The sequence below is a fragment of the Nonomuraea sp. NPDC051941 genome (genome assembly GCF_044593615.1).
The window spans coordinates 483,390-501,364 of sequence record NZ_JBIUCF010000002.1 but is presented as its reverse complement, the minus strand read 5'-3'; the positions used below and the strand labels follow the sequence as shown (position 1 = coordinate 501,364).

The 17,975-nt window shown below is 71.3% G+C and carries 14 protein-coding genes; 9 read left to right on the top strand and 5 right to left on the bottom strand.

The features are described 5' to 3' along the window. The first annotated feature begins 120 nt into the window (after positions 1-120). Genes ACIHFD_RS06110 through ACIHFD_RS06090 form a run of 5 tightly spaced genes read left to right on the top strand, consistent with a single transcriptional unit; the run spans position 121 to position 6,544 of the window. Complete coding sequence (locus tag ACIHFD_RS06110; protein ID WP_397365826.1) at positions 121-1,725, top strand: ABC transporter substrate-binding protein; 1,605 nt, start codon at positions 121-123, stop codon at positions 1,723-1,725. Beyond that, the gene (locus tag ACIHFD_RS06105) at positions 1,722-2,681 is read left to right on the top strand and encodes an ABC transporter permease (RefSeq protein ID WP_397365825.1); all 960 of its coding nucleotides are present in this window, start codon (positions 1,722-1,724) and stop codon (positions 2,679-2,681) included. The genes ACIHFD_RS06110 and ACIHFD_RS06105 overlap by 4 nt, the downstream gene beginning before the upstream one ends. Continuing rightward, positions 2,678-4,615 (top strand): dipeptide/oligopeptide/nickel ABC transporter permease/ATP-binding protein, encoded by a 1,938-nt coding sequence (locus ACIHFD_RS06100; protein ID WP_397365824.1) that lies wholly within the window; start codon positions 2,678-2,680, stop codon positions 4,613-4,615. Before ACIHFD_RS06105 ends, ACIHFD_RS06100 begins: the two co-directional genes overlap by 4 nt. Further along, on the top strand, positions 4,608-5,642 hold the full coding sequence (locus ACIHFD_RS06095; protein WP_397365823.1) for an oligopeptide/dipeptide ABC transporter ATP-binding protein: 1,035 nt from the start codon (positions 4,608-4,610) through the stop codon (positions 5,640-5,642). The genes ACIHFD_RS06100 and ACIHFD_RS06095 overlap by 8 nt, the downstream gene beginning before the upstream one ends. Further along, positions 5,639-6,544 (top strand): dihydrodipicolinate synthase family protein, encoded by a 906-nt coding sequence (locus ACIHFD_RS06090; protein WP_350728258.1) that lies wholly within the window; start codon positions 5,639-5,641, stop codon positions 6,542-6,544. Before ACIHFD_RS06095 ends, ACIHFD_RS06090 begins: the two co-directional genes overlap by 4 nt. 1 nt (position 6,545) lies before the next feature. On the opposite strand, the gene ACIHFD_RS06085 is transcribed toward ACIHFD_RS06090, so the two are convergent. Then, the gene (locus ACIHFD_RS06085) at positions 6,546-6,803 is read right to left on the bottom strand and encodes a DUF1876 domain-containing protein (RefSeq protein ID WP_185067965.1); all 258 of its coding nucleotides are present in this window, start codon (positions 6,801-6,803) and stop codon (positions 6,546-6,548) included. 138 nt (positions 6,804-6,941) lie between these two features. Here ACIHFD_RS06085 and ACIHFD_RS06080 point away from each other — a divergent pair, with 138 nt between their 5' ends. Next, positions 6,942-8,078 carry a Fic family protein gene (locus tag ACIHFD_RS06080; RefSeq protein WP_397365822.1) on the top strand — a complete coding sequence of 379 codons (1,137 nt, stop codon included), beginning with the start codon at positions 6,942-6,944 and terminating at the stop codon, positions 8,076-8,078. A gap of 280 nt (positions 8,079-8,358) precedes the next feature. Here the strand turns inward: ACIHFD_RS06080 and ACIHFD_RS06075 are convergent, their stop codons facing one another. Beyond that, positions 8,359-9,459, bottom strand: a complete 1,101-nt coding sequence (locus ACIHFD_RS06075; protein WP_397365821.1) for a winged helix DNA-binding domain-containing protein — start codon at positions 9,457-9,459, stop codon at positions 8,359-8,361. Between the two features lie 98 nt (positions 9,460-9,557). Here ACIHFD_RS06075 and ACIHFD_RS06070 point away from each other — a divergent pair, with 98 nt between their 5' ends. From ACIHFD_RS06070 to ACIHFD_RS06060, 3 genes are read left to right on the top strand one after another with little or no spacing between them, the layout of a single operon-like run. Further along, positions 9,558-10,592: a substrate-binding domain-containing protein gene (locus tag ACIHFD_RS06070; RefSeq protein WP_397365820.1), complete on the top strand. Its 1,035-nt coding sequence runs from the start codon at positions 9,558-9,560 to the stop codon at positions 10,590-10,592. A gap of 34 nt (positions 10,593-10,626) precedes the next feature. Further along, positions 10,627-11,628, top strand: a complete 1,002-nt coding sequence (locus ACIHFD_RS06065) for a hydroxyacid dehydrogenase (protein WP_397365819.1) — start codon at positions 10,627-10,629, stop codon at positions 11,626-11,628. 58 nt (positions 11,629-11,686) lie between these two features. Further along, positions 11,687-13,489: a serine/threonine-protein kinase gene (locus tag ACIHFD_RS06060; protein WP_397365818.1), complete on the top strand. Its 1,803-nt coding sequence runs from the start codon at positions 11,687-11,689 to the stop codon at positions 13,487-13,489. Here the strand turns inward: ACIHFD_RS06060 and ACIHFD_RS06055 are convergent. From ACIHFD_RS06055 to ACIHFD_RS06045, 3 genes are all read right to left on the bottom strand, one after another. Next, positions 13,486-16,785, bottom strand: a complete 3,300-nt coding sequence (locus ACIHFD_RS06055) for a protein kinase (RefSeq protein ID WP_397365817.1) — start codon at positions 16,783-16,785, stop codon at positions 13,486-13,488. The genes ACIHFD_RS06060 and ACIHFD_RS06055 overlap by 4 nt on opposite strands. Positions 16,786-16,890: 105 nt before the next feature. Next, positions 16,891-17,445, bottom strand: coding sequence for a GNAT family protein (locus ACIHFD_RS06050; RefSeq protein ID WP_350728251.1), 555 nt, complete (start codon positions 17,443-17,445; stop codon positions 16,891-16,893). Between the two features lie 12 nt (positions 17,446-17,457). Further along, positions 17,458-17,967: a shikimate kinase gene (locus ACIHFD_RS06045; protein WP_350728250.1), complete on the bottom strand. Its 510-nt coding sequence runs from the start codon at positions 17,965-17,967 to the stop codon at positions 17,458-17,460. Between the last annotated feature and the right edge of the window lie 8 nt (positions 17,968-17,975).

The following is a 17,975-nucleotide window of genomic DNA, read 5'->3' as shown; positions in this document are numbered from 1 at the left end:
CGCCCTATGTAACATTCCGGAAATCTTCTGTTGACCTCAAGCGGTGGCACCATCTAGCGTCCACGTTACGGCAAAGATAGGACATGGGATGTCCCACGTGCTACGTCCCAGGAGGATTCCGTGAGCTCTGAGTTCAGCCGCCGCGACTTTCTGCGTTACAGCGGGGCTACGGGTGCGGCAGCGTTCGTCGCGGCGACGCTCTCCGCGTGTTCCGGCGGTCCGGCGTCGACCGGATCGGTCGGCGCCGGATCCAACAAGGATCTGATCACCGCCGTCATCGGGTACGGCAACGACCAGAGCTGGGATCCGACGCAGACCGCGTCGGCGTTCGCGATGGCGGGGATCAGCCACATCTACGAGGGCCTGCTCGACACCGACCCGATCACGCGCGAGCCCTACCCGGCCCTGGCCACCGCCCTGCCCACCGACCTGAACGCGACCTCCTGGAAGTTCACGCTCAGGGACGGCGCCAAGTGGCACGACGGCCAGCCGGTCACGGCCGACGACGTGGTCTTCACCTTCGAGCGGATCCTGGGCCCCGACAACGTCCTGACCGGCAACTTCTTCAAGTCCTGGCTCCAGGAGGTGAAGAAGGTCGATGACAAGAACGTCGAGCTGGTCTTCAAGTTCCCCTTCCCCGACGCCGCGCCCAGGCTGACCATCGCCAAGATCATGCCGAAGCACGTGTTCAGCCAGGCGGGCGCGTGGGACAAGGCCAAGAGCGGCATGACGATGGGCTCGGGGCCGTACAAGCAGACCGCGCACAACCCCAAGTCCAACACCACCTTCGAGGCGTTCGACGGCTACAACGGGCCGCGCCCGGCCACGGCCAAGAAGATGAACTGGCTGACGATCGTGGACGCCGCCGCCCGCGTCGCCAAGATCTCCGGTGGCTCGGCCGAGGCGCAGATCGCCGACAACATCCCGTACGCCAACGTCGAGCAGCTCAAGCAGCAGGGCCTGACGGTCGAGGGCGGCAAGGGCATGAACCACATGTTCCTGATGTTCAACACGGGCGCCAAGCCCTTCGACGACGTACGGGTCCGCCAGGCCCTGCACTACGCGATCGACAAGCAGAAGATGATCGACGTGGCGCTCAAGGGCCACGGCACGGCCTCCAGCTCCTTCCTCAACGAGGGCAACCCCACCTACAAGCGGGCCTCGGTCGTCTACGACTACGACCCAGAGAAGGCCAAGGCGCTGCTGGCCGAGGCCGGGGTCAAGAACCTCACGATCAACCTCATGGCCGTGAACGTGAGCTGGATCGCGGACTGCCTGCCCACCATCGCCGCCTCCTGGGAGGCCATCGGCATCAAGACCACGCTGGAGCCGCAGGACACGGCCGCGTTGTTCGCCAAGATGGACCAGTTCCAGGACTACCAGGTGGTCGCCGCCGCCTCGAACCCCAACCAGTTCGGCATGGACGCCGACCTGATCCTGCACTACAACTACGTGCCCGGCGGCCTGTGGATGAAGTACAGCCACTGGGACGGCACCGCGGACGCCAAGAAGCTGTTCGCGATGATGGACGAGGCCAGCAAGGAAACCGACAAGGCCAAGCGGACCGAAGTTATCCACAAATATCTGGACTTTGTGGCTGAGCAGGCCATCCTCTACCCCGTCGTCCACAATGAGCTGATGACCGCCTGGGACCCGAAGAAACTGTCCGGCATCCGCGCCCAGCCCTACCCCGGCATCAACCTGCTGCAGGCCAAGAGGACATGACGCTCGTCGCCAGGATGCTGCTCCGGCGGCTCCTCATGCTGATCCCGCTGCTGCTCGGCGTGGTCGCGTTCGTGTTCATCGTGATGCGCTTCTCCAACAGCAAGCCGGAGTACGCGTACTTCCAGGGCGCGAACCCGACCCCCGAGCAGATCCACCAGTTCCAGCTCGAGAACGGCCTGCTGGACCCGTTGCCCCTGCGCTATGTCCGCTTCGTCGCGGACCTGGCCCAGGGCGACATGGGCACCAGCGTGCTCACCAAGAAGCCGGTGGTGGAGTCCATCGCGACCGCACTGCCGCTGACCCTGCAGCTCACGTTCCTGGGCCTGGCCGTCGCGGTGGTGCTGTCGCTGGTGTTCGGCGTCGCCGCGGCGCTGTACCGCGACCGCTGGCCGGACCAGGTGATCCGTGTGGTGTCGCTGGTCGGGGTGGCGGCGCCGTCGTTCTGGCTGGCGCTGCTGATGATCCAGTACCTGGCCGTCGGCGAGGGCCTGTTCCCGACGGGCGGCTACATCAACCCGGCCGACTCCACGGCGGGCTGGCTGCAGTCGATGACGCTGCCCGCGCTGTCGCTGTCGCTGCCGATCGCGGCCCAGCTCACCCGCATCATCCGCACCTCGATGGTGGAGGAGCTGGACCGCGACTACGTACGCACCGCGATCGGCAGCGGCCTGCCGCCGATCGTGGTCGTCGGCAGGAACGTGCTGCGCAACGCCCTGATCACCCCGCTGACCGTGCTCGGCCTGCGCATCGGCTACCTGATCGGCGGCACCGTCGTCATCGAGACCATCTACGGCCTGCCCGGCATGGGCCAGCTCATGATCAACGCTGTGCGCGACGGCGACCCGGCCGTCGTCCAGGGCGTGGTGCTGACCATCGCGGTCGGCTTCATGGTCGTCAACCTGGTCGTGGACGTCCTCTACCTGCTGGTCAACCCTCGCCTCAGGAGCGCCGCATGAGACGTGGACTGACGGAACGGCTGTCCGTGCCGAAGAAGGGGCCGGGCATGACTCTGCGCCGCCTCAAGCCCCTGTCGTGGGTGGCGGTCGGCATCGTGGCCGTGGTCGTGCTGGCCGCGCTGCTGGCGCCGTGGATCGCGCCGCACTCGCCGTACTTCCAGGAGGTCACCGGCGGCGGCCCGTCGGCCGCGCACTGGATGGGCCTCGACAGCGCCAACCGCGACATCCTGTCCAGGCTCCTGTACGGGGCCCGCTGGTCGCTGATCATCGGCCTCGGCGCGACCGCGCTCGCCCTGGTGGCCGGGGCGGTCGTCGGCGCCATCGCGGCCACCTCGCGCCGGGCCGTGGACGAGACCATCATGCGCCTGCTCGACGTCGTCATGGCCTTCCCCGGCATCGCGCTGGCGGCCGTGCTCGTGGCGGTGTTCGGCGGCAGCATCCCGGTGCTGGTCATGGCCATGGCCTTCCTCTACATGCCGTCCGTGGCCAGGGTCGTGCGGGCCAACGTGATCGCCCAGTACGGCGAGGACTACGTGGCGGCCGAGCGGATCATCGGGGCGCGCACGCCGTACATCGTCGTCAAGCACGTCGCGATCAACTGCGCCGCGCCCGTGCTGGTCTTCTGCACGGTGATGGTGGCCGACGCGATCGTGTTCGAGGCGTCGCTGTCGTTCATCGGCGCCGGCGTGCGCCCGCCGAACCCCTCCTGGGGCAGCGTCATCGCCGACGGCAAGAACCTGGTGCTGCTCGGCGGCTGGTGGGCCACCGTCTTTCCCGGCCTGCTGATCCTGCTGACCGTGCTCGCGCTCAACATCCTCTCGGAGGGCATCTCCGACGCCTGGGCCGCGCCCGCCGCCCGCAGGGCGGTCCCGAGGAAGGACGACGCGTTCGAGCGGGCCAGGCCCGGCTCCGGCGAGGTCGTCGAGCTCCCCGGGCTGGCCGAGGCCGCCCGCAGGCTGGCCGAACGCGCCCGCCCGCTCCCGCAGGGGCCACCGATCCTCTCGGTGGAACGGCTGCGGATCGGGTTCGCGGACGGTGTGGACATCGTGGACGGCATCGGCTTCGAGGTGCACCCGGGCGAGGTGCTCGGCCTGGTCGGCGAGTCGGGCTGCGGCAAGTCGCTGACCGCGCTGACCATCATGGGCCTGCAACCGCGCAACGCCCGCGTCAGCGGCCACGTCCGCTTCGACCAGCGCGAACTGCTCGCGGAGTCGCGCCGCGCCCGCCGCCGCCTGCTCGGCCACGAGATGGCGATGATCTACCAGGACGCCCTCTCGTCCCTGAACCCGGCCATGACCATCAAGGCCCAGATCAAGCAGCTCACCCGCCGCGGCGGCCGGCGTACCCCCGCCGAACTGCTCGAACTCGTCGGCCTCGACGCCCGCCGCACCCTGTCCGCCTACCCGCACGAGCTGTCGGGCGGGCAGCGGCAGCGGGTGCTGATCGCGATGGCGCTGTCGCGCGACCCGAAGCTGATCGTCGCCGACGAGCCCACCACCGCGCTCGACGTGACCGTCCAGGCCCAGGTCATCGAGCTGCTGCTGAAGCTGCGCGAGGAGCTGGGGTTCGCGCTGATCCTCGTCTCGCACGACCTCGCGCTGGTCGCCGACGTCACCGACCGCGTGGTCGTCATGTACGGCGGCCAGATCGTCGAGACCGGCGCCACGGCGACCCTGGTCGGCGCGCCCGCTCACCACTACGCCCGCGGCCTGCTGGGCTCGGTGCTGTCGCTGGAGTCGGGCGCCGAGCGGCTCACGCAGATCCCCGGCGTGGTGCCCGCCCCGGCCGACTTCCCGCCCGGCTGCCGGTTCGCCGACCGGTGCCCCATGGCCACGGACGTGTGCCGTACCGAGGCTCCGGTGCTGACGGGGGACACCACGCACGCGGTGGCCTGCCATCACCCGGCGCTCGTAGGAAGTGAGCAGCATGCTTGAGCTGAAGGACGTGCACGTCGTGCACAAGGCCCGCTCGGGCGGCCTGTTCTCGCGCGACCGCGTCCACGCGCTGACCGCGGCGGACCTCACGGTGAGCGCCGGCGAGACGGTCGGGGTCGTGGGGGAGTCGGGCTGCGGCAAGTCCACGCTGGCCAGGGTGCTGGTCGGCCTGCAACAGCCCACCCAGGGCAGCGTGACCTTCCGCGGCAAGGACCTGTGGGCGCTGAAGGAGGGCGAGCGGCGCGCGCTGATCGGCTCCAGCGTCGGGATGATCTTCCAGGACCCGTCCACGGCGCTCAACCGGCGCCTGCCCGTCAGGCAGGTGCTGCGCGACCCGCTCAACGTGCACCGCCGCGGCACCCCCGCCCAGCGCGACGCCCGCGTACGCGAACTGCTCGACCTGGTGGGCCTGCCCGCGAGCGCCGCCGACGCGCTGCCCAGCCAGCTCTCCGGCGGGCAGCGCCAGCGCGTGGCCGTGGCCAGGGCGCTCGCGCTCGAACCCGACCTGGTCGTGGCCGACGAGCCCACCAGCGCGCTCGACGTGTCGGTCCGCGCCCAGATCCTCAACCTGCTGCTCGACCTGAAGGAACGGCTCGGGCTCGCGCTGGTGTTCGTCTCGCACGACATCCAGACGGTACGCAGGATGAGCGACCGCGTGGTCACCATGTACCTCGGCAGGATCGTCGAGCAGGCGCCCGCGCGGGCCGTGCCGATGGGCGCCCGCCACCCGTACACGCGGGCCCTGTTCTCCGCGACCCCGGGCCTGATCTCGCCGATCAACCCGATCCCGCTCGTGGGCGTGGTGCCCTCCGCCACCAGACCGCCGAGCGGCTGCCCGTTCCGCACCCGGTGCTGGCGGGCAGATCACCTTTGTGCGGAGGACTGGCCGGCGGCGCAGACCGAAGGCGACCACCTCCGTGCGGAGGACCGGCCCGCGGCGCGGACCGAAGGCGACCACCTCTTCCACTGCCACCACCCGGTGGCGGCGGGAGCAACTGATGTAGAGCTGATCCAGGAGCGCGCATGACTTTGACCGGCGTCATTCCCCCGGTTTGCACCCCGTTGACCCCTGACTACGAGGTGGACGCCGCCTCGCTGGTCCGGTTGGTCGACCACCTGCTGGCAGGGGGCGTGGACGCGCTGTTCGTGCTGGGGTCGTCGTCGGAGGTGGCGTACCTGACGGACGCGCAGCGCCGGGTGGTGCTGGACACCGTGGTCGGCCACGTGGGCGGGCAGGTGCCGGTGCTGGCCGGGGTGATCGACATGACGACGCCACGCGTGCTCGAACACGTGCGGGTCGCGGCCGAGGCGGGGGTGTCGGGGCTGGTGGCGACCGCGCCGTTCTACACGCGTACCCATCCGGACGAGATCCGCACCCACTTCCGGACCATCGCCGCGCGGGGCGGGCTGCCCGTCTACGCGTACGACCTGCCGGTTTCCGTGCACACCAAGCTGAGCGCCGAACTCCTGCTCGGGCTGGCCGCCGAGGGCGCGCTGGCCGGAGTGAAGGACTCCAGCGGCGACGACGGCGGCCTGCGCCAGGTGATCCTGGGCCGCGAGGCGCCCTTCAGCGTGCTCACGGGGTCCGAGGTGACCGTGGACTCGGCGTTGTGGATGGGCGCGGACGGCGTGGTGCCCGGGCTGGGCAACGTGGACCCGCAGGGATACGTCGAGCTCTACCAGTGCGCCTCCCGGGACGACTGGCAGGCGGCAAGAGCGGAGCAGGAGCGCCTGGTCAGGCTGTTCGAGATAGTCCGTGTAGGCGGCTCACGCATGGGCGGCAGCTCGTCGGGCCTCGGAGCCTTCAAAGCCGCGCTTCACCTACGCGGTGTCATCGACTGCCCGATCACCGCGCTCCCGCAGGTTCCGCTCAATGATGACGAGGTAGGCCGGATCGGCAAGCTCCTGGCTGCCGCCGGGCTGCTCTGAACTATGCCGTACCGGCCAGCTGGGCCACGTCGTCCGCGCCGTCCTCGATCAACTTCGAGGCCAGGTTGGACAGGGCCCGCCCAGCGGCCAGCTCGTCCCCGATCCCGGGCACCGGGCGGTCGGTGGGATTGCGTCGGGCGTGCGCCACGCTCTCGTGACGTTTGCCGTCCGCGGTGAACAGCACCGCCGTGGCCGTGGTCACGGCGTCCTCGTCGTCCTCACTGATCCAGATCTGTATGTTCCACTGTTTGTACTCCATGGGAAGACACCTCCCTACCTTCGAGGGTCTCTCTTACGAGCCCAAAGGTAAAGGTCAGGCCCCCGGAACGGCCCTGGTGCCACCCCGGCGGGGGCCTACGCCGCTGACGCAATGATTGCGTCAATCTATTATGGCGGCATGTTGTATGCCACGCCGTCCCTCGCCGCGGAAGACGGCCGGGTCCTCGAGGAGATCGAGGCAGCCCGACGTGCGTTGCATCATCAGGTTCGCGCCACACCCGCCAAGTGGACCGCAGGGCTCCGGAGGTTTCTGACCGCCGACGCGCTCGCCGCCTCCAATTCCATCGAAGGCTTCAAGGTCTCCACGATCGACGTGGAAGACCTGATGGAGGGCGAGAGGGACGTGGATGTCTCGGAAGAGAACCGCGAAGAGACCCTCGCCTACCAGCGGATGATGACCTACATCCAGACTCTCCACGACGTCGAGGACTTCCGCTACAGTGCGGGCTTCCTCAACGCGCTCCACTGGATGCTCCAGGGCCACCGCCACACCGTGCGCAAACCCGCCGGGCGGTGGCGCAAGGGTCCCGTCTACGTCGCCGACGCCCGCGATCCGAGCATCGCCGCCTACACGGCTCCTGAGGCGCTGGACGTACCCAGCCTGATGCGCGAGTTCTGCGACTGGCTCAACACCGACAACGGCGATCACCCGCTCATCAGAGCAGCCATGGCGCACCTGCACCTGGTCTCGATCCACCCCTGGGCCGACGGCAACGGACGGATGTCCCGCTCACTGCAGACCCTGATCATCGCCAGGGGCGGGGTGCTCGCGCCGGAGTTCTCCTCCATCGAGGCATGGCTGGGCAGGCCGGGCAACACCTGGGAGTACTATGCCGTGCTCGCCCGGCGCGGCGCGACCTATCGTCCGGACCAGGACGTTTCCGACTGGATCCGTTTCAACCTCACCGCCTACCACCAGCAGGGACAAACGGTAAAAGCCCGCCTTGAGCGCTCTAATCGGGTATGGGTGCTGTTGGAGGAGTTCGCCCGGCAACGGCGGCTCGACGAACGCGTGGTGACCGCGCTGCACGATGCCGCGATATCCGGACGCGTCCGCCGCACTCGCTACGAGAGCGCCGAAGGCCTCAGCGTTCAACAAGCCCAACGCGACCTACGCGACCTGGTCACCGCCCAACTGCTCACCCCAGTCGGTAAGACCCGTACCCGCTTCTACACCACCGGGCCGGCCTTCCCCGAGGAGGTGCTGGAGGTGGCCCGGACCCCGTCACCCCGGGTGGACCCGTACGGTCCCTAGACCGCGGCTCAGTGCGCCAGGCCTTCCGCGCCTGGGGGGCAAGGAATGTCGCGTAATTCCCTGGGGATCGTAGGCGATCGAGAAGGCGCTCTTCGCATCGGCTCTCGTAGCTCGGCCGACAAGATCGCACTCCTGGCGTGTGGGCTGACAACTCGCCAAGACTTGATCGCCTGACGAATCGGCGAAGCGGCTTTGAGCGGGGGTTTGGGGGGCCGCGCCCCCCAATCTCACAGCCTGAGCTCCAATGCGCGAAGCGCTATCCAGCGAAGACTATGCCGTGTCAGGGCTTGGAGGGGCCGTCGGAGACCGTGATTTCGTGTTTGTCGCCCGGCGCCAGGAACTCCAGCAGCCTCCGCGCCTCCTCCTCGACCTCCTCCAGGACCGGGATCGGCATCCACCGGTGGATGGTGAGCGTGGAGGTGCCCTTGGCGCGGGCCACCGTCCATTCCCCGGCGGTGAAGCCGTCCACCAGGATGACGCGCGGCACCACGTTCGTGCCCATGAAGCCCTGGAGGGCGGTCGCTCCCGTGTCGGAGATGGCCCGGGAGCGGTCGGCGTACGACAGGAACAGGTTGTCGAAGTCGTACATCAGCCGCACCGGCGCCGGGGTGTCCTCGCCGGGCCGTACGGCGTCGGGCAGGTCGTACAGGGTCCGGCCGGCCTCGTCCCTGAAGCGGACCAGGTCGAGCGAGTCCACCACCTCGCCCAGCCGCGTCAGCCCCGACCACGTCTGCACGTCCATCACCGACGCCGGCCCGAACGCGGCGAGATAGCGCCGCACCAGCTCGGCCGGCGTCATCGGCGGCACCTCGAAGCCCAGCCAGGACTCGGCGCTCGTGTGCGCGATGGGCCCGCTCTTGCCCCACACGCCCCGGGGCGGCACCTGTACGAGCGGCACCAGCCACCGCACGCCCTGGCCGAGCGCGTGCGGATCGTTCGCCGGCCACCGCTCGGCCAGTTTCCGGCCCAGCTCGGCGAACGTCATGGGCCGCTCCTCCAGCAGCTTCCGCCCGACCGCGGCGAGCTCGTCCAGGTCGACCCCTTGCCACCGCTTGCCGAACGTCGACGTGGTCATGCGCCCGATGGCGGGCTGCAGCAGCGGCCGGATGGCCAGGCAGTCGCGGGCGGAGACGAGGTGGATCGTGCCGCGCTGCAGCGCGATGCGTACGAGCTCGCGCGAGAGCAGCAGGTCGGCGGCGTCGGCGGGTTTGAAGCCCTCCACCCGGTTCCACAGGCCGGTGTACCAGGTGTGCGGGGTCTGCGCCTGGAGCCCGCCGAGGCGCTCCACGACCTCGACCACGGAGTTGTCGGTGCGGCGCAGCAGGTGCTGGCGGTCGAGCGTGGCCCGGTTGAGCGCCCTGCGGCTGATGAGGGGGTCCATGGGTCAAAGGTAGGGGTTGATGAGGTCTATTCCGGTCCTCAATGGCAATTGATCGAACGAAACTAAAACGATCATTTCGAAAGGCATAGGATCGAGGCATGTCCGTCGAGCAGCGCCACAGGCTCATCCTCCGCCAGGTCCGCGACCGCGGCTCGGCCCGGGTGGCCGACCTGGCCGAGGCGCTGGGCGTCTCCGCCGTCACCCTGCGCAGGGACGTCGAGCACCTGGCCGCCCAGGGCCTGCTCGCCAGGGTGCACGGCGGCGTCACGCTGCCCGCCGAGGCCCCCGCCCCGCGAGCCGGCGGGCTGACCATCGGCATGCTGGTCCCGACCGCGCACTACTACTACCCGGCCGTGATCAAGGGCGCCCAGGAGCAGGCGGCCAGGGCGGGGGCGCGGCTCGTGCTCGGCATCTCCCGGTACGAGGACGCCGAGGACCGCGCCCAGGTGCGCCAGCTCGTCAAGGGCGGCGCGGAGGGCCTGCTGCTCACCCCGAGCAGGCAGCCCGACGGCTCCCACGTGGAGTGGCTGGCCGGGCTGAGCGTCCCGGCCGTGCTCGTGGAGCGCCGGGCCGAGCCGGCGGGCCCGGCCGCCACGCTCGACGCGGTCGCCTCCGACCACGCCCACGGCGCCTACCTCGCCGTACGCCACCTGGCCGAGCTGGGCCACCGCGGGCTCGCGCTCGTCGCCTTCCCCAGCCCGACCACGCCGGGGATCCGGGCGGGCCTGCTGGCGGGCGCCTCGGCGCTGGGCCTGGACACCCCCGCGGAGATCGTCATCGACCGCGACCGCACCGACGAGCTCGTGGCGGGCGTGCTGCGCCTGGTGCGCGACCGGGGCGTGACGGGCCTGCTCGTGCACAACGACGAGGACGCGCTCACACTGGTCAGGCACCTGGTCGCGGCAGGTGTGGACATCCCGGGCGAGGTGTCGCTGGTCGCCTACGACGACGAGGTGGCCGCGTTCTGCTCGCCCTCGCTCACCGCCGTGGCGCCGCCCAAGGAGGAGGTCGGGCGCTGCGCGGTGGACCTGCTGATCACCCGACTCACCGCAGGAGCGGCCCCGGTCGGCCGCCACGTGGCGCTGCTGCCCGAGCTCAGGCCCCGGGAGTCGTCCGCACCCCCTTCGTTATGATCGATTCGATCGTATTGATTGCGGGGGGAGCGATATGAGCGAATCACGGCCGAAGACGCTGCTGGCCATGGGTCGACCGGTGGCGGCCCGGCTCTTCACCGGCGAGGTGCGCGACCGCCTGGTCGGCATCGCCGACGTGGACCCCGGCCTGGTGGCCGAGGACTTCGCCGATCCGGCCGTGGCCGAGGCGCTGGCCGGCGCGGAGGTGCTCTACACGAGCTGGTGGTGCCCGCCCGTCACCGGGGACGTGCTGGCCAGGGCGCCCAGGCTGCGCGCGATCGTGCACGCCGCCGGCACCGTGAAGCACCACGTCACCGAGGCGTGCTGGGAGCGCGGCATCGTCGTGTCGTCCGCCGCGGCGGCCAACGCCGAGCCGGTGGCCGAGTTCACGCTGGCCTCGATCCTGTTCGCCAACAAGCGCGTGCTCGACATCGCCGCGCTCTACCGCGAGCAACGGGCGGGGATCGACGCGGACGGTCGCTTCCCCGGGTTCGGCAACTACCGGCGCACGGTCGGCATCGTCGGGGCCTCCAGGATCGGCCGCCGGGTGATCGAGCTGCTGCGGCCGTTCGAGCTCGACGTGCTCGTGGCGGACCCGTACCTGACGGAGGACCTGGGCGTGCCGCACGTCGGGCTGGACGAGCTGATCGAGCGGTGCGACGTGGTCAGCCTGCACGCGCCCTCGCTCCCGGAGACCAGGCACCTCATCGACGCGGCCCGCCTCGCCCGCATGCGCGACGGCGCCACGCTGATCAACACGGCCAGGGGCGCGCTCGTCGACCAGGACGCGCTCGTCGCCGAGCTGGCGAGTGGACGGCTGAACGCCGTGATCGACGTGACAGAGCCCGACCCGCTGCCCGCCGACTCGCCCCTCTTCGACCTCCCGAACGTCCTGCTCACCCCGCACATCGCCGGATCGCTCGGCGGCGAGCTGTCCCGTCTCGCCCACCAGGCGCTCGACGAGCTGTCCAGGTACGCCCAGGGCCTGCCCTTCCGGTACGGCGTCGAAGCGGGGTCGCTGGCGATAAGCGCGTGATGCCCGTACTGCCGGGGTCCGATGGCGCGGGCAGCGGGTCGGCCCTACGCTGCTCTGCATGCACAAACGGGTGATCGACGGCCGCTTCGAGCTCAACGAGCGGCTCGGCGGCGGGGGCATGGGCCTGGTGTGGCGGGCCTGGGACGTGGCCCTGCACCGCGAGGTCGCGCTCAAGGAAGTACGCCCGCCCGACCCCTCCATGGACGAGCACGACCCGGCGGGCGCCCGCGAGCTGCGGGCCAGGGTGCTGCGCGAGGCCCGCGCCCTGGCCAGGCTGAACCACCCGCATGTGGCCACCATCCACCACATCGTCGACCCCGGCGAGCAGGGCTACCCGTGGATCGTCATGGAGCTGGTCACGGGCGGCTCCCTCCAGGACCGCATCCAGCGCGGCCCCATGTCGCCGCAGGAGGTGGCGCGCCTGGGCCGGGAGGTCCTGTCCGCGCTGCGGGCCGCGCACGCCGTCGGCATCCAGCACCGCGACGTGAAACCCGCCAACGTCCTGTTACGCGAGGACGGCCGGTCGGTGCTCACCGACTTCGGCATCGCGGCGGTACGCGAGTCCACGAGCCTGACGGCCACCGGGTCGTTCATCGGCTCGCCCGAGTACATGGCGCCCGAGCGCATCAACGGCGTCGAGGGCGACCCGGCCTCCGACTTCTGGTCGCTCGGCATGATGCTGTACGTGGCGGTGGAGGGCCGGCACCCGCTGCGCAGGAGCACCACGCTGGCGACCCTGGCCGCGGTGCTCAACCAGGAGGTGCCGCCGCCGGAGCGCGCCGGGGCGCTCACCCCCGTGCTGAGCGCGCTGCTCAGGCGCGACCCGGCGGGCCGCCCCGACGCCGAGACCCTCGACCGCATGCTGGCCTCGGCCGCCGACCCCAGCGCGCCGCCGCCCCCGATGCCCCCCACCCCCGCCCCGGCGATGCCGGGCCCGCACGCCCAGGGCCCCGCCCCGGCGGGCCCCGCGATGGGCCCCGGAATGGGTCACGCGACAGGTCCTGGGATGGGTCACGCGACGGGTCCCGGGATGGGTCACGCGACGGGCCCCGGGACGCCCGGGCCGCATGCCGCCCACACGGTGCCGCCCAGGGGCGGTCACCCAGGGCCGCCGATGGGCGGGCAGACCATGCCGCCCGGGTACGGGCACGCGCCGCAGCAGCCCCCGTGGGGTCCGGCGCCGATCCCGAAGGCGACCACCGTGCACGGCCGCCGTCGCGGCGGCGGCGGCATCACCGTGGGCATCATGACGTCGGCCGTCGCGGTCACGGTGGCGGGCGTACTGGTGTGGCAGCTGATCCCCTCCGCGTCGAGGAGCACCACGAAGGAGGACCCGTCGGTGCGCTCCACCTCGGAGGACTCCTCCGAGGTGGACCGCACCGATCCCGAGTCCCCGCGCGACAGCACACCCGCCACGCCCGGCAACCTGCACACCCCTGCGGGAATGCGGGCCCTGATCACCAAGATCAAGACCGAGCTCGGCGACACCAAGGTCGTCAGGATGACGGTGTACCCCACGTACGCGTCGATCGAGGCACCGATCAGGCGCGACAAAGAGCTCTATGACACGTACTTCTACCGCGACGGCGAGATCACCCGCTCGAGCGCCGGCGGCAAGGTGAGCACCCCTGTCGTGGACCTGCAGAAGTACAACTGGAACGCTCTCCCCGCCCTGTTGAAGAAGGCGAACAAGGACCTCGGAGTCCCCAAGCCGACCTCGCGCTATCTGATCGTGGATCCCGACTACGCGTTCGCCACTCCGCGCCAGGTGCTGCTCGTCTACGCGTCCGACGACTATCGTTCGGGCTACCTGGTCGCCAACCTCCAGGGCAAGGTGGTCAAGACCTACGCGAGCGACTAGCAGATCTTCTGGTATCCGCTCTCCGGGATCAGCCGGGTCCACTCCGCCTTGCTCAGCGACCCGCCCGCCCTGGCGCACACCGCCTGCGCCGCCAGTCCGGGATCGACCGGGCTCTCGCGTACGGTGCCGTCCGGCCCGACGCCGCGCAGCCGCTTGCCGTCCTGGGTGAAGGCCGGTCCGGCGGCCCACGAGCCCGCCTGGCCGACCTCCCGCATCGTGCCCGCGTCCCAGAGCGAGGTACGGGCGGCGTCGATGGCCAGCAGGTCGCCGCCAGGGGAGAAGCGGAGCTCGTCCACCGGGGCCGTCCCCGTCTGGATGGTGCCCCGCGCCTTCCCCTTGCGCAGGTCCCAGAGGAGCACGTGCCCGCCCTCCAGCCCGAACGCCAGCGTACGCCCGTCGGGCGAGAAGGCGAGCGCGGTCGGCGCGGGCGGGTCCTCGCCGGCGTCGGCGGACCGGTCGAGAACCAGCGGAGTGATCGCGCCGGTGCGCAGGTCGAGGAGCTTGGCGCCGGCGGCCAGCGTCGAGCCGTCGGGGCTGAAGGCCATCGCCAGGTCGCCCGCGCCCTCGTACGCCTTGATGCGCCGCCCCTTGCGCACGTCCCACGTCTCCAGGGTCCTGCCCCGCGCGGTGGCCAGCGTGTCGCCGGTGGGGGAGAGGGCCACGGCGAGCACGTCGCCGCCCGCGTCGATGGCGGCGACCCGGCGGCTGCTGGTCACCTCCCACACGGTCACGGGGTCGCCCGCGACGGCGAGCAGCCGGCCGTCGGCGTCGAAGGCCAGGTCGCCGGCGGCGGCGATGCGGCCGAGCGGCTTGCGCTCCACGGTGTCGGTGAGCTCGATGGAGTCGCCGACCTCCTTGGCGGCGACCCGTCCGTTGCCGGAGAAGGCGGCGGAGGGGGCGTCCTCGGACGGCACGGGCAGCCCCGAGACGTCGAGCGAGACCACGGAGCCGGTGCCGCTCAGGTAGCGCAGCGAGCGGCCGTCGGCGGAGAAGGCCAGGCCGCGCTCGGGGTTTCGGAGGGGGTAGGCGCCCGCGAGGCGGCGTTCGGCGACGTTCCAGACCCGGACCTCGCCGTCGCCCGGCAGCGCGAGCAGGCGTCCGTCGGGGCTGAAGGCGGGCGGGTCGGCCGAGGTGTGCCCCAGGGCGTCGGCCCCGACCACCTCGACGCCGCGCACGGACTCCCGGGCCGTGCGCCCCTCCGCGCGGAACATCTCGGGTGTTCCGGACGCCGTGGGGTTCGGCGTGGTCGCCCGCTTGGGGATGACGGGGCTCGGGGGCCTGGCCGCCACGAGCGTGATCCCGTCGCGTCCGGCCACGGCCAGCGTCGCCCCGTCGGGGCTGAACGCCAGGGCGGGCGCCGCCGCGTCCGCGCCGGTGGGCGGCTGGACCGAGAGGGTGCCGGTCTTGGTCCGCCCTGCCAGCTCCCACAGATCGACGCGCCCGCTCAGGCTGGAGAAGGCGGCCCTGGTCCCGTCGGCGGAGAGCGCCACCTGGCGGTCGGCGACGTCGAACAGCAGCCGCCCGCCCCGGTAGACCCGGGTCCTGTTGCCCTGGCCGATCGCGTAGGTGACCGGCTCTAAGGGCGCGCGCCCCGTGGACACCTCGAACGGCCGGCCGTCGGCCGCCTCCGCGAACCTCCCGTCGTCGCTCAGCACGCTCCCCGCCGGCAGCGAGTACGAGCCGAGCCGCTGCCCGTCGGCCAGGTCCCAGACGGCGACCGTACCTGTGCCCCATTTGACCAGTTGGTCGCCGCGCAGCACGTAACGCGCCCGCAGGTCGGCGGCGGGATCGGTGAACACCCCCAGCTCCGGCTGCACCAGCGAGGCCTGCAGCGCCGCCCGCGCCTCGAACACCGGCGACAGCTTCCAGGCCGCCACGCTCAGCCGCATCGCCGTACGCGGATCGGACGACCGCAGCGCCTCCGCCCTGGCGGCCACGGCCCGCGCGTTGGCCTCGACGAGCTGCCCGCGCAGCTGGTTCTGCCCGTGCACGGACACCACGGACAGCGTCACGGCGATGGCCAGCACGGCGGCCAGCGCCGCCAGCGCGGGTGTGAGCAGCCTCCTGCGCTGCTTGGACAGGGTCACGCTGTCGTTGACGAAGTCGCGTTCGAGCTGGTTGAGGCGTAGATGGCGGCGCTTGGTCGCGGCCCAGGCGAGCGCCGTGTCGAGCGCCTGACCCCGGAAGAGGTGGCTCCTGCCGCGCCGGTGCTCCGACCAGTTCCTGGCGGCGTCGCGGATCTCCCGGTGCACGTGCATGCTCTCGCGCTCGTCCTCGACCCAGGCGCGCAGCCGGGGCCAGGCCCGGTAGAGGGCCGCGCTGGCCGGGGCCACCCGCTGGTCGCTGACCGCGACGAGCTTGCCCACGGGCGTCTCGGTCGGGGCCACGCGCACGCTGCGGCGTACCAGGAGACCCGCCTCCATGAGCGGGCCGAGCACGTCGCCCTCGTCGTGCGGGCTGTCGCCGTCGAGCAGGCGCAGCAGCAGCCCCGGCACCTCCGCCTGCTGCCGCGGCGTGAGCGCGAGGTAGACCTCCTCGGCCACCTCGCCCAACGAGCGCGGCCCGGCGTGCCCCTCGGGCGGCCGCACGTCGGCCGGGCTCTCGACCCACAGCTCCGGCGCGGCGGGCCGGTCGGCGGGATCCTTGGCCAGGGCGCGCCCGACCAGCTCGCGCAGCGGCTCCGGCAGCACGCCGAGGTCGGGGTCGACGGTCAGCAGCCGGTGCATGACCCCGCCCAGGCTCGTCCCGCTGAACGGATCGTCCCCGGTGGCCGCGAACAGCACCACGGCGCCCCACGCGAACACGTCGGCCGCCGCCCCCGAGTCGCGCCCGGTCAGGACCTCGGGAGCCGTGTACGTGTACGTGCCGCCGGCCGGCACGCCCAGCTCGATCACCTTGGGCCCGTCGGCGGCCAGCAGCACGCTCTCCGGATTGAGCCCCCGGTGCGTCAGACCCGCCTCGTGCAGCGCGCTCAGCGCCGACGCCAGCGCGCCGGCCAGCGCGACCAGCTCGTCGCCCGCGTAGGGCCCGTGCAGCTCGACCGCGCGCCGCAGGTCAGGTCCGTCCACGTATTCGCTCACCACGTACGGCACGCCCTCGTCGTCGCCGACGGCGACCACCTCCGCCAGATGGGGGCAGGTGACCCGCTCGAACCGGCGACCGACCTGGCCACGCGGCACCGTCACCGCGAAGCGGCGGCCCTCGTCGTCGTAGGCGTCGTAAACCACGCCGCGCCCGCCCGCGCCGAGTCTGGCCGCCGGCCAGAAGCCGCCGAGCCTCTCGGGGTCACCGGGCACCAAGCGCATCGTCACTGATGCTTAGATGCACGCCACTGCCCAATGGTTGTCCCAAAGACGCCACAGGTCCCCCGCGCGCCTCGGGGGACCCATGCGTCATGATCATTATGCCAGGCTTCCGGATCTTGCCGGCCATTCGCGCCGGAGCACCGACATGAGCACCGCGTCGTGCCATTCGCCGTCCCACAGCAGGGCGTCGCGTTCGACGCCCTCCTCGACGAAGCCGACCTTCTTGTAGACGTGCCGCGCCCGCTCGTTGAAGGCGTAGACGCCCAGCCTGATGCGGTGCAGCGGCGTCGTGGCGAAGGCGTGGTCGAGGACCAGCTCGATGGCCTCGGTGCCGTAGCCCTTGCCGAAGGCGCGCTCGCCGATGAGGGCTATGCGGAGGTTGCAGGCGAGATTGTGCTGGTCGAGCTCGTTGAGCACGATCTCGCCGACGTATTCGCCGGCGGCCATGATGGCCAGGTCGAGCCGGTCGGCGTGGTCCTTCCTGGTGGCGTACCACTGGTGGGCGGCTCCGCGGTCGATCTCGCCGTGCGAGCCCGTCAGGCGGCCAACCTCGGGGTCGGAGACCAGCTCGAAGAGGCCGTCGACATGCTCGGGGCCGACCGGGCAGAGGGTCACGCGGTCACCCGTCAGGGTGGGCTTCTCGGCGAACATCCCCTTTGGCTATCAGTGCCGATCGCCTTCGGGCAAACCCATTTCCCGCAGCGTCGCGTCCCGCACCTGCTCGGGGGTCAGCTCGCCGACGTCGCACCTCAGGTCCGCGACCTCCCGGAAGAACGGCTCGCGGCGGGCCCGCATGACGGCGGGGCCGTAGTCGGGGCGGTGGCTGCTCGACTTCATCCGCTGGGCCAGCACCTCGTCGGCGGCGTCCACCCAGACCACGAACGCCTTGGCCAGCGCCGCGCGCACCTCGGGGAACTCGACCGTGCTGGCCGCCGCCGCGATGACCTCCGGCTCGCCGGCCAACTGGTGCAGCACGTGGTCGGCCTCGTACCGGTGCAGTGCGTCCGCTCCCTCGCGTTCGGCGATCTGCGCGGCGGTGCCGCCGTAGCGCTCCTGAAGGAACGGATCGCTGTCGCTGAACGGCAGCCCGAGCGCCTGCGCGATCAACCGGCCGGCGCTCGACTTGCCCGAGCCCATAAGCCCGACCAGTACGACTGGTTTGTTTTTCGACATGTGGATAG